General features: G+C 63.6%; 8 protein-coding genes. 3 read left to right on the plus strand and 5 right to left on the minus strand.

Annotated features, from left to right (window positions below; genetic code table 11):
- Positions 1-127 precede the first annotated feature (127 nt).
- From G7020_RS10830 to G7020_RS10840, 3 genes are read left to right on the plus strand one after another with little or no spacing between them, the layout of a single operon-like run.
- The gene (locus G7020_RS10830; RefSeq protein WP_181084251.1) at positions 128-931 is read left to right on the plus strand and encodes an endonuclease/exonuclease/phosphatase family protein; all 804 of its coding nucleotides are present in this window, start codon (positions 128-130) and stop codon (positions 929-931) included.
- The gene (gene clsB / locus G7020_RS10835) at positions 928-2,163 is read left to right on the plus strand and encodes a cardiolipin synthase ClsB (RefSeq protein ID WP_181084253.1); all 1,236 of its coding nucleotides are present in this window, start codon (positions 928-930) and stop codon (positions 2,161-2,163) included. The genes G7020_RS10830 and clsB overlap by 4 nt, the downstream gene beginning before the upstream one ends.
- Positions 2,160-3,146 (plus strand): lysylphosphatidylglycerol synthase domain-containing protein, encoded by a 987-nt coding sequence (locus G7020_RS10840; RefSeq protein WP_423835652.1) that lies wholly within the window; start codon positions 2,160-2,162, stop codon positions 3,144-3,146. The genes clsB and G7020_RS10840 overlap by 4 nt, the downstream gene beginning before the upstream one ends.
- Here the strand turns inward: G7020_RS10840 and G7020_RS10845 are convergent.
- The 5 genes from G7020_RS10845 to G7020_RS10865 all read right to left on the minus strand — a co-directional run bounded on the left by G7020_RS10845 (position 3,126) and on the right by G7020_RS10865 (position 14,017).
- Complete coding sequence (locus G7020_RS10845; protein WP_181084255.1) at positions 3,126-4,325, minus strand: MFS transporter; 1,200 nt, start codon at positions 4,323-4,325, stop codon at positions 3,126-3,128. The genes G7020_RS10840 and G7020_RS10845 overlap by 21 nt on opposite strands.
- A 693-nt stretch (positions 4,326-5,018) precedes the next feature.
- Positions 5,019-6,491, minus strand: coding sequence for an efflux transporter outer membrane subunit (locus G7020_RS10850; protein ID WP_181084257.1), 1,473 nt, complete (start codon positions 6,489-6,491; stop codon positions 5,019-5,021).
- Positions 6,488-9,592 (minus strand): efflux RND transporter permease subunit, encoded by a 3,105-nt coding sequence (locus G7020_RS10855; protein ID WP_181084259.1) that lies wholly within the window; start codon positions 9,590-9,592, stop codon positions 6,488-6,490. The genes G7020_RS10850 and G7020_RS10855 overlap by 4 nt, the downstream gene beginning before the upstream one ends.
- Before the next feature lie 97 nt (positions 9,593-9,689).
- On the minus strand, positions 9,690-12,770 hold the full coding sequence (locus G7020_RS10860) for an MdtB/MuxB family multidrug efflux RND transporter permease subunit (protein WP_181084260.1): 3,081 nt from the start codon (positions 12,768-12,770) through the stop codon (positions 9,690-9,692).
- Positions 12,767-14,017, minus strand: coding sequence for an MdtA/MuxA family multidrug efflux RND transporter periplasmic adaptor subunit (locus G7020_RS10865; protein WP_181084262.1), 1,251 nt, complete (start codon positions 14,015-14,017; stop codon positions 12,767-12,769). The genes G7020_RS10860 and G7020_RS10865 overlap by 4 nt, the downstream gene beginning before the upstream one ends.
- Positions 14,018-14,080: the final 63 nt, after the last annotated feature.

Genomic DNA, 14,080 nt, shown 5'->3' on the forward strand with positions numbered 1-14,080 from the left:
AGCTGAACTGCCGCAGGCCCGGTCAGTCGGAATAACAGACCTGCCGTGAACGGCATGACCGTTTTATCCGACGCTGCGCCGACCGAGGTTCCTAAGCCCGTGCCGGCCAGCCTGAAGGAGCCGCTGCGTGACTCTGGACAAAAATCAGCATCTGCACAGCGCCGACCTGGACAGCCACCTGGCCACTGCGGTGGAGTCGGTCCGCATCCTCACCGTCAACACCCACAAGGGCTTCACCGCGCTGAACCGGCGCTTCATCCTGCCGGAGCTGCGTGAAGCGGTGCGCTCCGTATCAGCCGACATCGTGTTTCTCCAGGAAGTGCTGGGCACCCATGAAAAGCACGCCCTGCGCTTTCAGGACTGGCCGAAGATGTCGCAGTACGAATTCCTTGCCGACAGCATCTGGACCGACTTCGCCTACGGTCGCAACGCGGTCTATCCGGATGGCGATCACGGCAACGCGCTGCTGTCCAAATTCCCCATCACACGCTACGAAAACCTCGACGTGTCCATCGGCGGCCCGGAGCGGCGCGGCCTGCTGCACAGCATTCTGCAGGTGCCGGGGCACAATGACTTTCATGCGATCTGCGTGCACCTGGGCCTGCGCGAGTCGCATCGCCAGAAGCAGCTCGAACTACTCTGCCAACTGCTCGATTCGCTACCCGAAAACGCACCTGTGGTGGTTGCCGGCGACTTCAACGACTGGCGCCTGAAAGCCGCCCGGACCCTCAATCGTTGCGCCGGCATGCACGAGGTGTTCGCCCTCTCTCACGGTCAGGTGGCCAAGACCTTTCCCGCACGCTGGCCCATGCTGCGCCTGGACCGCATCTACGTGCGCAACGCCACCAGCCATGAGCCGCAAATCCTGGGCAACAAACCCTGGACGCACTTGTCCGATCATCTGCCCCTGGCGGTGGAGATAAGGCTATGAACTTTCACTGGAGAGACGGCAATCGTCTTCAGTTGCTGGAAAACGGCGAGGAATTCTTCCCGACGGTCTTCGAGGCCATTGCCGCGGCGAAAAAGGAAGTTCTGCTGGAAACCTTCATTTTCTACAAGGACAAGGTCGGCGCCCAGTTGCAGGAGGTCCTGATCGGTGCGGCTGAGCGTGGCGTCAGCGTCGAGGTGACCGTCGATGGCTACGGCTCGGCCGACCTCAACGGCGATTTTGCCTGCGCCATGGTCCAGGCCGGCGTGCGCATCCATATGTTCGATCCGGGCAAGCGCCTGCTTGGCAAGCGCATCAACGTGTTCCGCCGGATGCACCGCAAGCTCGTGATAGTGGATGGCGAACTGGCCTTTATCGGCGGGATCAACTTCTCGGCGGATCATCTGGCGGAATTCGGCCCGGAAGCCAAACAGGATTACGCCCTGCAGGTCGAAGGGCCGGTGGTCCACGACATCCATCGCTTTGCCCTGGCCAATATCGCGCCCCCTCAGGCCGGACGGCGCTGGTGGCAGCGCCGGGTCCGCGTCCAGAGCAACGGCTTCGTCGGGATCAATCGTGGCGAGGCGCGGACGCTTTTCGTCACCCGCGACAACGACGACCATCGCAACGACATCGAACAGCACTATCTGCAGGCCATACGCGACGCGCGCTCGCGCCTGCTGATCGCCAATGCCTACTTCTTTCCCGGCTACCGGGTGCTGCGCGAGATCCGCAACGCGGCGCGGCGCGGCGTGCGGGTGCGTCTGATCCTGCAGGGCCAACCCGACATGCCCATCGCCAAGTTCGGCGCGCGCATGCTCTACAACTACCTGATGAACGCCGGCGTGGAGATCCACGAATACTGCCGGCGCCCGCTGCATGGCAAGGTCGCACTGGCCGACTACGAATGGTCGACCGTGGGTTCGAGCAATCTCGACCCCCTCAGCCTGTCATTGAATCTGGAAGCGAACCTGATCATTCGTGATCACAGCTTCAACCGCAGACTGCACGAAAGCCTCGACAGGCTGCTGCAGGAGGATTGCCGCCGAATCCCGCTCGAACGGATCGTTCGCGGCTTCTGGTGGCGCGCGCCACTGGCCTTCTTGATCTTCCACTTCCTTCGCCACTTTCCGCAGATGGTGGGCTTTTTCCCGGCACACAAACCCAGGATGCAGCTGCTCGCCCCCGAGCCGCTGGAACCCGCTCCCACGCCCTTGCAGCGAGACCATCGATGAACCGACATGCCATGAGTGATGAGCCTCGCAGTGTCTGGAAACGGCGCTGGCCGACAATAAAAAAAGTGCTCACCTATGCCTTCTTCCTCCTGGTCGCCGGCCTGCTGATCGGCCTGGCGCGGAGCCTGGACTGGGCCGAAGTCAGCGAAACCCTGCGCAGCTACAGCGCGCAAACCCTGCTGTTGGCCGGTGGCGCGGCGCTGGTCAGCTATGCCGTGTATTGCTGCTACGACGTTCTCGGCAAGGCCTATGTCGGTCATCATCTGCCGGTCAGGCAGGTCATCCCCATCACCTTCGTCTGCTACGCCTTCAACCTCAATCTGAGTGCCTGGGTCGGCGGCATCGCCTTGCGCTACCGGCTCTATTCACGTCTGGGTCTGGGCACCGCACAGATCACGCGCATCTTCACCATGAGCGTGCTGACCAACTGGGTCGGCTACCTCTGGCTGGCCGGTGCGATCTTCGTCATGGGCTGGATCAAGCCACCGGCGGACTGGCAGATCGGCGCGAGCGCGCTGCGCCTGCTGGGCGTGCTCCTGATCGCGACAAGCCTGCTTTACCTGGGGCTGTGCCGCTTTTCCAAACGCCGGCAGTGGTCCATTCGCGGGCACGAGATCGAACTGCCCTCCTGGCGGCTGGCATTGATCCAGATGCTGCTGGGCGCCGCCAACTGGTCGTTGATGGCCCTGGTGGTGTACTTCATGCTCTCGCGCAATGTCGAGTACCCGCTGGTACTGGGTATCCTGCTGATCAGCAGCATCGCCGGGGTGATCACTCATATCCCCGCCGGCCTGGGCGTCATCGAAGCCGTCTTCGTCGCCCTGCTCGCCGGCAGCATGAGCAAGGGCAGCATCGTTGCCGGACTTATCGGCTACCGCGTGATCTACTTCCTCATCCCGCTGCTCTTCGCGACGCTGGTCTATATCCTGCTCGAAGCCCGCGCCAAGAAACTACGCAGTTCTTCAGCCCCCACGCATCCTTGAGTGAAGGAAGAAGCACAGCGCAAGCGGCGAAGCCAAGGCGATGACCGTACCGCCGAACAGGGTGATCGCCGTGGGCAGGCCATAATGGTCGGCGATCCAGCCGACACCGAACAGCGGCGCGATGCTGCCGACGTAGCCACATACAAGGTAGGTGGAAATCAGGCCGGAACGCTGGGCCGGGCTGGCGATGCGGTTGACCATGCTGATCCCGCCCAGCAGACACAAGCCATGACCGAGCGCCGTGGAGCAGACGCCGATGATGAACATCAGGCTGGAACCGGCGTTGAAATTGAGGATCAGCAAGGCATTGCTGAGAACGATCGCCAGCAGGCCAAGCAGGCCGCACCAGCGCACCGGAAGCCGGGCACACAGCAACTGGGTTCCCGCCGAAGCCAGCAGGATCACGCCGATGGCGGTCCCGCTCACCACCGGCCCGTGCCAGGGCAGCATCTTTTCCAGGAACAACGGTGCCATGGACGCATAGAGGCCGAACACCCCGAAGGCGAAAAACGGACAGGCACAGGTCAGGATAAAAGGCCAGGTATCACTCCGAGCCGTCCAGGTCAGACGCGGAATAAAAGCCCGCCAACCAAGCCCTGTACCCGTCGTAGCTAGCGCATGGGGTTTGAGCTCGATGCGCAGCAACGCATAGCCCGCCAGCACGCAAAGCACCAAGGTCGGGATATAGGTCACGACCAGCGGATGCGGCAGCCATTGGCCGATGACCCCGCCGGTAAGCGGCCCCAGCCCGAAGCCGAAAGCCAGCAGGAAGCTGGTCATCATCGATACCCACTGCGAATTGTCGCCTTTGGATATCTGCATCAACCCTACCGTGGAGCTGGTGACGATCAGGCTGGAAGAAAGCCCTACGGCAAAGCGCCCGACATTCAGGCTCGACAGGTCCCAGGCGAGCATCGTCAGCAACGTCCCGCACCAGCCCAGCAGCAGCCCGAGCAGCATCACCGCACGGAAGCCCAAGGTGTCCGACAGACGCCCCATGAACAGCAGGCCACACAAGGCACCCAGCATGTACAGCACATAGATCAGCGAAATCTCGCTGGTGCGCAACTGCCAGGCTTCCTGATACAGAGGATAGAGAGGGGAAATGAGCGCCGTTCCCATGACGCCTACGCACATGGCGAAACAGACCCAGGGAAAGGCTGACCAGTTGTTTTTCATTGAATGCCTGCAGAGCTTGAGGCCGGACAAGCATTATGAACGATTCGTCCAGACGGCCTCGACGAATACCGTAGAGGCCTTACATTACTTGCATTAGAAGGCCCGGACGAAGGGCCTTCCAAATGATGAAGATCCGCTATCTAATCAGGAGGTCACTACCTTGGGAGACATGCTCCGCTTTACGGCGCTGGCCATGTAGTAGTAAGTGACGACTCCGCGACGTGCGTGCTGCAGAGCAAACTCGGCGAGGTAGACCTGATGCGGGAAATTCACAATTGCCTCCATTGGCATAACACACTGGTTGCCCCGAGGGTGATGGGGCTGATTGAAAGTCTGCCTTGCCCTGGTTTCTTGTGGAAACAGACAAAGGTCATGGGGAAGATTGAACGAATCTATCCATGCACCCCGCCTTTGGGCCTGGCCTGTAACACCATACAGGGCAGGCGAAGCGGCTTTCCCAAGCCTGGCGTGCCCTGTATGTCTGGTGAGACTGCGCAAAACCGCAGGAGTCACATCTTCCGCCCGCTGAAAGCAGATATTTTTTGCTCTCTGGGCACATGGAGGTAAAAAGCCAGGATTGGCTGATGAATATATTCGCAACAAGACCGAACACGTTCGGCCCTGCGAGCAGCGCAGGCGGTGCATGGCCGAATACCTACAGCCCTCGACACAGCAGCAAACGCAGGGCCGAATTCATTCGGCCAGCGCTTCCTCGGCCAACTGCTCGCTATGCCAGCCACCGCCCAGCGCCGTCACCAACTGGACGCTGGAGGTCAGGCGGCTGCCCAGCAAGCTCAGGCTGGTACGTTCGTTGTTCAGCGCGGTGGTCTGCACGGTGACCACGCTGAGGAAATCCACGGTGCCGGCGCGATACTGGTTTTCGATCAGGCGCAGCGACTCCTGTGCGGCCTCCAGCGCTTCGCGCTGCACTTGCGCTTCCTCGGCCATCACCCGCAACTGCACCAGGCTGTCTTCGACTTCACGGAAACTGTCCAGCACCGTCTGCCGATAGCTGGCCACGGTCTGGTCGTAACTGGCTTCGGCCTGTTCGATCCGCGAGCGGATCAGCCCGCCATCGAACAGGGTCATGGCGAATTCCGGGCCGATGGACCAGAAGCGATTGGGCGTCTGGATCCAGTCATCCAGGGTGCCGCTGCGATAACCGCCCGCCGCGCTCAGGCTGAGATTGGGAAACCAGGCGGTCTTGGCCACACCGATTTCGGCATTGGCGGCCATGACAGAACGTTCGGCAGCCGCCACATCAGGGCGCCGCTCCAGCAGTTGCGACGGCAGCAGACCGGGAATCTGCGGCAGGCGCGGAATATCCTCCGCCTCGGCCACTGACAGCTCCGAAGGCGGCACACCGATCAGGACCGCGATGGCATGCTCCAGCTGGGCACGCTGGTATTGGAGATCGATGGCCTGGGCCTGGGTGCTTTTCAGCTGGGTCGTCGCCTGGCTGACATCGGATCTGGGCACGATTCCGGCACGGTACTGATTCTCGCTGATGCGCAGCGAACGCGCGTAGGCCTGCACCGTGGCGTCGAGCAGGCGCTTCTGGGCATCGAGCACCCGCAACTGCAGGTAGTTCTGCACCAGTTCCGACTGCAGGCTCAGCCGCACCGCCGCAAGGTCGGCGGAACTGGCCTGCATGCTTGCGCGACTGGACTCCAGCCCCCTGCGCAGGCGCCCCCAGAGATCCAGCTCCCAGCTGGCGGCGAAATTCAGATCGTAGCTCTGGGAAACCCCGCCGCCGCCAGCACTGGTGACCGTGGAGCCATCCGGCAGCGTTGTGGTACTGCTGCCTGTGCCCCGACCGGAACGTGTTTTGCCGACATTGCCGGACAGCGACGGGAAGAAGCCGGCCCTGGCGCCGCGCACCAGCGCCCTGGCCTGGCGATATTGCGCCTCGGCTGCGGCGAGATTCTGGTTGGAAACATTCAGGCGCTCCACCAGGGCATCCAGTTCGGCATCCTCATACAGCTGCCACCATGGCCCGCCAAGAAACTGGTCGGCGGGCGTGGCCGGCTTCCAGCCTTCGGCCTGTTTGAACTCGCCAGCCGTCGGCAGATCCGGGCGCTGGTAGTCGGGGCCGAGGGTACAGGCTCCCAGGGACAGGCACATGACCAGCACGGCCAGGGGGCGCAGGGGGAATAGCGAACTCATAGCGGATTATCCATTGCGGCATCGGTGCGAACACCACGCCAGCCGTTGAAACGATGGCGCAGGCGGTCCAGGTACAGGTAGACCACAGGCGTGGTGTAGAGCGTCAGAATCTGGCTCAGGATCAGTCCACCGATGATGGTCAGGCCCAGCGGCTGGCGCATCTCGGCGCCTTCCGCACCGCCCAACAGCAGAGGCAGCGCGCCGAGGATCGCCGCCAGGGTGGTCATCAGGATCGGGCGGAAGCGCAGCAGGCAGGCACGGCGAATCGACTCTGCCGGCGGCAGCTTGTCGTTGCGCTCGAACTGCAGCGCCAGGTCGATCATCAGGATGGCGTTCTTCTTCACCACACCGATCAGCAGGAACAGTCCGAGCAGCGAGATCAGGCTGAACTGTTCGCGCATCAGGATGATCGCCAGCAGCGCCCCGACCCCCGCCGAAGGCAAGGTGGAGAGAATCGTCAGCGGGTGAATGTAGCTCTCGTAGAGAATGCCCAGCACGATATAGACCAGCACCAGGGCGCCGAGAATCATCAGCGGCTGCCCCTGTTGAGTGCTTTCAAAGGCGCTACCGGAACCACCCAAACGCCCCTGCACTTCGCTGGGCATGCCGATGGCGGCTACCGCGCGCTCGATCGCCCGCGTGGCCTGATCGAGGCTGACGCCGGGCGCCAGGTCGAAGTCGATGTTCTCCGCGGCGAACTGGCCCTCGTGAGTGACACGGTCCTCTTCGAGGCTGCGTTCGTAGTGGGCGAAGGCCGACAGCGGCACGCGCCGGCCATCGCTGGTGATGACGTTGATCTGCTCCAGCACCTCGGGATGCTGGGCATAGGCCGGGTCGATCTCCATCACCACCCGGTACTGGTTGAGCGATTCATAGATGGTGGAAATCTGCCTCTGACTGAAGGCGTTGTTGAGCAGCGTGGTCACCGTGCTCATGTCGATGCCCAGGCGCTTGGCCTCGTCGCGGTCGATCTTCAGGCTGATCTGCTGCGCACCCTCGCCGTCATTGGCGTCGATGCTGGTCAGCTCCGGCAAGGCCATCAGCGCCCGCGTCACCAGCGGCGTCCAGGTACGCAAGTCGGCCAGGTCGCTGGCCAGCAGGTTGTAGGAATACTGCGAACTGCTCTGGCGGCCACCGCCGAACTGCAAATCCTGGTCGGCCATGAGGAACATGCGCCCGCCCGGCACTTTCGGCTGGTTGGCACGAATCCGTTCGATGACTTTCTGCGCGGAAATCTTGCGCTCTTCCAACGGCTTGAGCCGGACGATCATGAAGGCATTGTTGATGCCGCCGCTGCCACCGATGAAGCCGGCGACGCTCTCCACCGCCGGATCGGTCAGCACCGCCTGCCGGTAGATTTCCATCTTCGGTTGCATGACCTGGAACGACAGGCCATCGTCGCCACGGATGAAGCCCGTCAGCTGGCCGGTATCCTGCTGCGGCAACAGGATTTTCGGCACCTCGATATAGAGGAAGACGTTCAGGCCGATGGTCGCCAGCAGGCTGATCAGGGTGATGCGTCGATGCCGCAGCGCCCAGCCCAGGGAGCGGTCGTAATGGCGCAGCAGCCATTGATGAGCATCATGACTCCAGCGATGCAGACGACCGTCATGCTCGGGGTCGTGCGGTTTCAGCCAGCGCGCGCAGAGCATCGGCGTCAGCGTCAGCGACACCAGCAGCGACACCAGAATGGCCGCCGCCAGGGTGATGGAAAATTCGCGGAACAGGCGCTCGACGATACCGCCCATGAACAGGATGGAAATGAACACCACCACCAGCGAGAGGTTCATCGACAGCAGCGTGAAGCCCACCTCGCGGGTGCCGATATAGGCGGCGCGCATGGGCGGCACACCCTCGTCGATATGCCGGGCGATGTTCTCCAGCACCACGATGGCATCGTCCACCACCAGGCCGGCGGCGAGAATCAGCGCCATCAGCGACAGCACGTTGAGCGAGAAACCGAACAGGTACATCACCGCGAAAGTGCCGACCAGCGACACCGGCACCGCCAGCGCCGGGATCAGCGCGGTACGCAGCTTGCCGAGGAAGAGGAACACCAGCACGATGACCAGCCCCACGGCGATCAGCAGGGTGCGCTCGGCCTCGTGCAGGGTGGCGCGGATCACCGGCGAGCGATCCATCGCCACCGCCAGGTTGACGCTGGCCGGCACGATGGCCTGCAGCGCGGGCAGTTCGGCGCGGATGCCTTCGATGGTCTCGATGATATTGGCGCCGGCCTGGCGGTTGATGATCAGCAGCACGGCGCGGTCATTGTTGAAGAAGCCGTCGTTGTAGCGGTCTTCCACCGCATCGCGCACCCTGGCCACATCGCTCAGGCGCAGCGCGGCGCCCTCCTGATGGCGAATGATCAGCGGCAGGTAGTCCTCGGCCCGATGCAACTGGTCGTTGGCCTGCACCTGCCAGTGGCGATTATCGTCCTCGACCATGCCTGTGGGCCGACGCACGTTGGCGTTGGCGATGGTCTGGCGCACCTCGTCGAGGGAAACCCCGTACTGTTCCAGTTGCTGCGGCTGCAGTTCGACCCGCACCGCCGGCAGCGAACTGCCGCCCACCTGCACTTCGCCGACGCCGGGCACCTGCGAGAGCTTCTGCGCCAGGATGGTCGAGCCGATGTCGTAGAGCTGGCCCTTGTCCAGCACCGCGGAGGTCAGCGACAGCACCATGATCGGCGCCTGCGCCGGATTGACCTTGCGGTAGCTGGGCATGCTGCGCATCCCGCTGGGCAGCAGGTTGCGCGAAGCATTGATCGCCGCCTGCACATCCCGCGCGGCGCCGTTGATGTCACGCTCAAGGTCGAACTGGATGATGATCCGCGTCGAGCCCTGGCTGCTGCGGCTGCTCATCTGGCTGACCCCGGCGATACTGCCGAGCGAACGCTCCAGCGGCGTCGCCACGCTGGAGGCCATGATCTCCGGGCTGGCCCCCGGCAGGCTGGCCTGCACGGTGATCACCGGAAAATCCATGTTCGGCAGCGGCGACACCGGCAGCAGGCCGAAACTCACCCCGCCCAGCAGCAGGATCGCCAGACTCATCAGCATGGTCGCCACGGGGCGGGCGATAAAGGGGGCGGAGAGATTCATAGCGGGAAAGCCGCTGGAGGCTGAAGGCTGAAGGCTGGACGAATGGAGAGCCGGCCTCTTCGTTCAGCCTCCAGCCTCCAGCGCTTTTTCGAAGCGGTCATGCTTCGGCCTCCCGCCCCACCCCATCCCCCCGGGCCAATCGATTGCCGAGCCGGTCGAAGAACAGGTAGATCACCGGCGTGGTGAACAGGGTCAGCAACTGGCTGAGCAGCAGGCCACCGACCAGCACCAGGCCCAGCGGCTGGCGCAGTTCCGCGCCGGAACCGGAGGCGAGCATCAGCGGCACCGCGCCGAACAGCGCGGCCAGGGTGGTCATCAGGATCGGGCGGAAACGCAGCAGCGCGGCACGGTAGATGGCGTCCTGCGGGCTCATGCCCTGATGACGTTCGGCCTCCAGGGCGAAGTCGATCATCATGATGGCGTTCTTCTTGACGATGCCGATCAGCAGGATGATGCCGATGATGGCGATCAGGCCCAGGTCGTTGCCGGTCAGCAGCAGCGCCAGCAGTGCGCCGACCGCCGCCGAGGGCAGTGTCGAGAGGATGGTGATGGGGTGGATATAGCTCTCGTAGAGCACGCCCAGCACGATATACATGGTCACCACCGCCGCCAGGATCAGCAGCAACGTGCTCGACAGCGACGCCTGGAAGGCCGCAGCCGCGCCCTGGAAGCGCGTCTGGATGCCGGCTGGCAGACCGATCTCGGCCTCGACTGCTTCGATGATTTCCACCGCATGGCCCAGCGACACGCCATCGGCCAGGTTGAACGACAGCATCACCGCCGGGAACTGGCCGATATGGTTGATCAGCAGAGGCGCGTTGCGCTGCTCCAGGCGCGCCAGGCTCGACAGCCGCACCGGCGTGCCGCCCTCGCTCTGCACGAACAGTTGCTCCAGCGCCTGCGGCCCGATCCGATTGCCCGCCTCGGCTTCCAGCACCACGCGATACTGGCTGGCCTGGGTGAAGATGGTAGAAATCTGCCGCTGGCCGAAGGCATCGTAGAGCGCATCGGTTATCGCCGAAATCCCGATGCCGAGCCGCGCGGCGGCGTCGCGGTCGATGTCGAGGAAGATCTGCAGGCCGTCGCTCTGCAGGTCGCTGGCGACATCGGTCAGTTCGGGACGCTCACGCAGCGCCGCCACCAGGCGCGGCGACCACTCCTGCAGCAGCGCGGTATCCGGTGATTCCAGGCTGAACTGGAACTGGGTGCGGCTGACCCGATCCTCGATGGACAGGTCCTGCACCGGCTGCATGTACAGTTCGATGCCCGGCAGCTTCGCCAGCTCCGGTCGCAGCCGGTCGATGACCTGGCTGGCGGTCACGTCGCGCTCGCCGTGGGGCTTGAGGTTGATCAGCAGCCGGCCACTGTTGAGGGTGACGTTGTCGCCGTCCACACCGATATAGGACGACAGGCTGACCACCGCCGGATCGGCCAGGATCACCCGCGCCAGCGACTGCTGACGCTCGCTCATCTCGCGGAATGAAATCGACTGCGGCGCCTCGCTGATACCCTGGATGACGCCGGTGTCCTGCACCGGGAAGAAGCCCTTGGGCACCATCAGGTAGAGCGCCACGGTCAGCGCCAGGGTCCCGACCGCCACCAGCAGGGTCAGCGTCTGGTGCTTCAGCACCCAGGTCAGCCAGCGGGCGTAGCCGCCGATCAGACGCTCGACCCAGTCCGGCTTGGCCTCGTCCACAGTGGCGGGCTTGAGCAGTTTGGCGCACATCATCGGCGTCAGGGTCAGCGACACCACCAGGGAAATCAGGATGGCCACCGCCAGGGTGATGGCGAATTCGCGGAACAGCCGCCCTACTACGTCCTGCATGAACAGCAGCGGGATCAGTACGGCGATCAGCGACAGGGTCAGCGAAATCAGGGTGAAACCGATCTGCCGTGCGCCTTTCAACGCGGCCTGCAACGGCGTTTCGCCGTCTTCGACGTGACGGGCGATGTTTTCCAGCATGACGATGGCATCGTCCACCACGAAGCCGGTGGCGATGGTCAGGGCCATCAGCGTCAGGTTGTTCAGCGAGAAGCCGGCCAGGTGCATCACGGCGAAGGTGCCGATCAAAGACAGCGGCACGGCGATAGAAGGAATGATGGTGGCCGAGAGGCGCTTGAGAAAGACGAAGGTGACCATCACCACCAGGAAGGTCGCCAGCAGCAGCTCATGCTGCACATCGGTGATGGCGGCGCGGATGGTCTGGGTACGGTCGGTCAGCACCACCACGTCGAGGCCCGCCGGCATGCTGGCGCTGACCTCGGGCAACAACGCCTGGATGCGCTCGACCACCTCGATGACGTTGGCGCCCGGCTGGCGCTGAATATTCAGCAGCACGGCCTGGCTTTCGTTGGCCCAGGCGGCGAGGCGCTCGTTTTCAGCGCCGTCGATGATATCGGCGATGTCCTTCAGACGCAGCGTGGCCCCGTTCTCGTAGGACAGGATCAGCTCGGCGTACTCCTCGGGCGTCTTCAGCTGATCGTTGGCGTCGAGCATCGACACCCGCGTCGGGCCGTCGAAATTGCCCTTGGGCTGATTGACGTTGGAACTGGTGACCAGCGAACGAGCGTCAGCCAGCGATAAGCCATAGGCCGCCAATGCCTCGGGGTTGACCCGGATACGCACCGCCGGACGCTGACCACCGGCGATGCTGACCATGCCCACGCCGCTGATCTGCGCCAGCTTCTGCGCCATGCGCGTGTCGACCAGATCGTGCAATTTCGGCAGCGCCAGGCTCTCGGAAGTGATCGCCAGGGTCATCACCGGGGTATCCGCCGGGTTGACCTTGTTGTACACCGGCGGCGCCGGCAGATCGTTGGGCAGCAGGTTGTCGGCGGCGTTGATGGCGGCCTGCACTTCCTGTTCGGCCACATCCAGCGCCACGTCCAGGGAGAAGCGCAGGGTGATCACCGAGGCGCCACCGGAGCTGGTGGATGACATCTGGGTCAAGCCCGGCATCTGCCCGAACTGACGTTCCAGCGGCGCGGTAACGGCACTGGTCATCACGTCCGGACTGGCGCCGGGATACAGCGTCATGACGCGGATGGTCGGGTAGTCCACCTGCGGCAGCGCCGACACCGGCAGCATGCGGTAGGCGATCAGACCGACCAGCAGGATGGCGACCATGCTCAGGGTGGTCGCCACAGGCCGCAGGATGAACAGCCGCGAGATATTCATCGCGCCGGACGCCCGCTGCCACCCTGGGTTTCGATCACGGAGGCTTCAATCATGGAGGGGGCCGCTGCCTCTTCGGCGAGCTTCCGGCGATCGACCACCTCCACTTCAGTACCGTCACGCAGACGGTCGGTGCCTTCCAGCACCACCCGCTCGCCCTCGACCAAGCCTTCGTTGATCACGGTCTGTTCGCCGTTGCTGGGACCCACATCGAGAATGCGCAGTTGGACCTTGGCATCGTCCCCGACGACATAAGCGAAGTGGCCGCGCGAACCGAACTGCAGAGCCTCGGAAGGGATCAGGGTGGCATCGTCGAGAGTTTCCACACGCAGCCGTACATTGACGAACTGGTTCGGGATCAGCAGCTCCGCCTCGTTGTCGAAGCGCGCCTTGAGCTTCAGGGTGCCGGTGGTCACGTCGATCTGGTTGTCGAGGCTCTCCAGCACACCCGCGCCGAAGAGCATCCGCTCGCCACGGTCCCAGGCCTGCACCTGGAGCTCATCGCCCCGCCGAAAACGGCTGATGACCGGCGGCAGCTCGCCTTCGGGCAGGGTAAAGCTGATCGCCATCGGCTGAGTCTGGGTGATGACCACCAGCGGCGTGGCGTCGTTGGCCGCGACCAGGTTGCCCAGGTCCAGCTGGCGCAGGCCCACGCGACCGTCGATGGGCGCCCGGATTTCGGTAAATTTGAGGTTCAGGCGGGCTTCGTTGACCGCCGCCTGGTTGGACGCCAGGGTGCCCTGATACTGGCTGACCAGCGCCTGCTGGGTATCCAGAGTCTGCTTGGCGATGCTGTCGTCAGCGAACAGGCCCTGATAACGCTTCAGGTCGACTTCGGCATTCTGCAACAGGGCGCGGTTCTGCTGGAGGGTGCCCTCGGCCTGCTGCAGCGCGATCTGGTAGGGCCTTTGATCGATCACCGCCAGCAGATCGCCAGCCTCGACCCGCTGACCTTCATCGAAACGCACCTCCACCAGTTCACCCGCTACCCGGCTGCGCACGTTGATCGTATTCAGCGGTGTGACAGTGCCGAGCGCTTTGACGTAGACCTCGAATCGCCCTTTCTCTACAGGCGCGACACGCACCGGCGTCGGACCGCCGAGCATGCCGCGTGGCCCTCTGGGCTGCTGGGGTTTTTCGTCGGCGCCGGGCCATAGCCACCAGACCAGCAGCACGGCGGCTGCCAACACGAAAAGGATGACCAGCCCGCGCCGCAGGGAGCCGCTGGAAGAAGTGTTTGCCTCGGACATGAACGCTGTTCGCCTGGTAAAGAGCGTGAACCATAAGCAGTCGCGCTCCGCTCGCAAAGGGGA

The organism is Stutzerimonas stutzeri, from assembly GCF_013522825.1.
Taxonomy (GTDB): Bacteria; Pseudomonadota; Gammaproteobacteria; order Pseudomonadales; family Pseudomonadaceae; genus Stutzerimonas; species Stutzerimonas stutzeri_AK.

Coding starts and splice junctions, on each gene's coding strand:
- clsB (WP_181084253.1), top strand. CDS start 928: ATGAACTTTCACTGGAGAGACGGCAATCGTCTTCAGTTGCTGGAAAAC.
- G7020_RS10840 (WP_423835652.1), top strand. CDS start 2,160: ATGAACCGACATGCCATGAGTGATGAGCCTCGCAGTGTCTGGAAACGG.
- G7020_RS10845 (WP_181084255.1), bottom strand. CDS start 4,325: ATGAAAAACAACTGGTCAGCCTTTCCCTGGGTCTGTTTCGCCATGTGC.
- G7020_RS10850 (WP_181084257.1), bottom strand. CDS start 6,491: ATGAGTTCGCTATTCCCCCTGCGCCCCCTGGCCGTGCTGGTCATGTGC.
- G7020_RS10855 (WP_181084259.1), bottom strand. CDS start 9,592: ATGAATCTCTCCGCCCCCTTTATCGCCCGCCCCGTGGCGACCATGCTG.
- G7020_RS10860 (WP_181084260.1), bottom strand. CDS start 12,770: ATGAATATCTCGCGGCTGTTCATCCTGCGGCCTGTGGCGACCACCCTG.
- G7020_RS10865 (WP_181084262.1), bottom strand. CDS start 14,017: ATGTCCGAGGCAAACACTTCTTCCAGCGGCTCCCTGCGGCGCGGGCTG.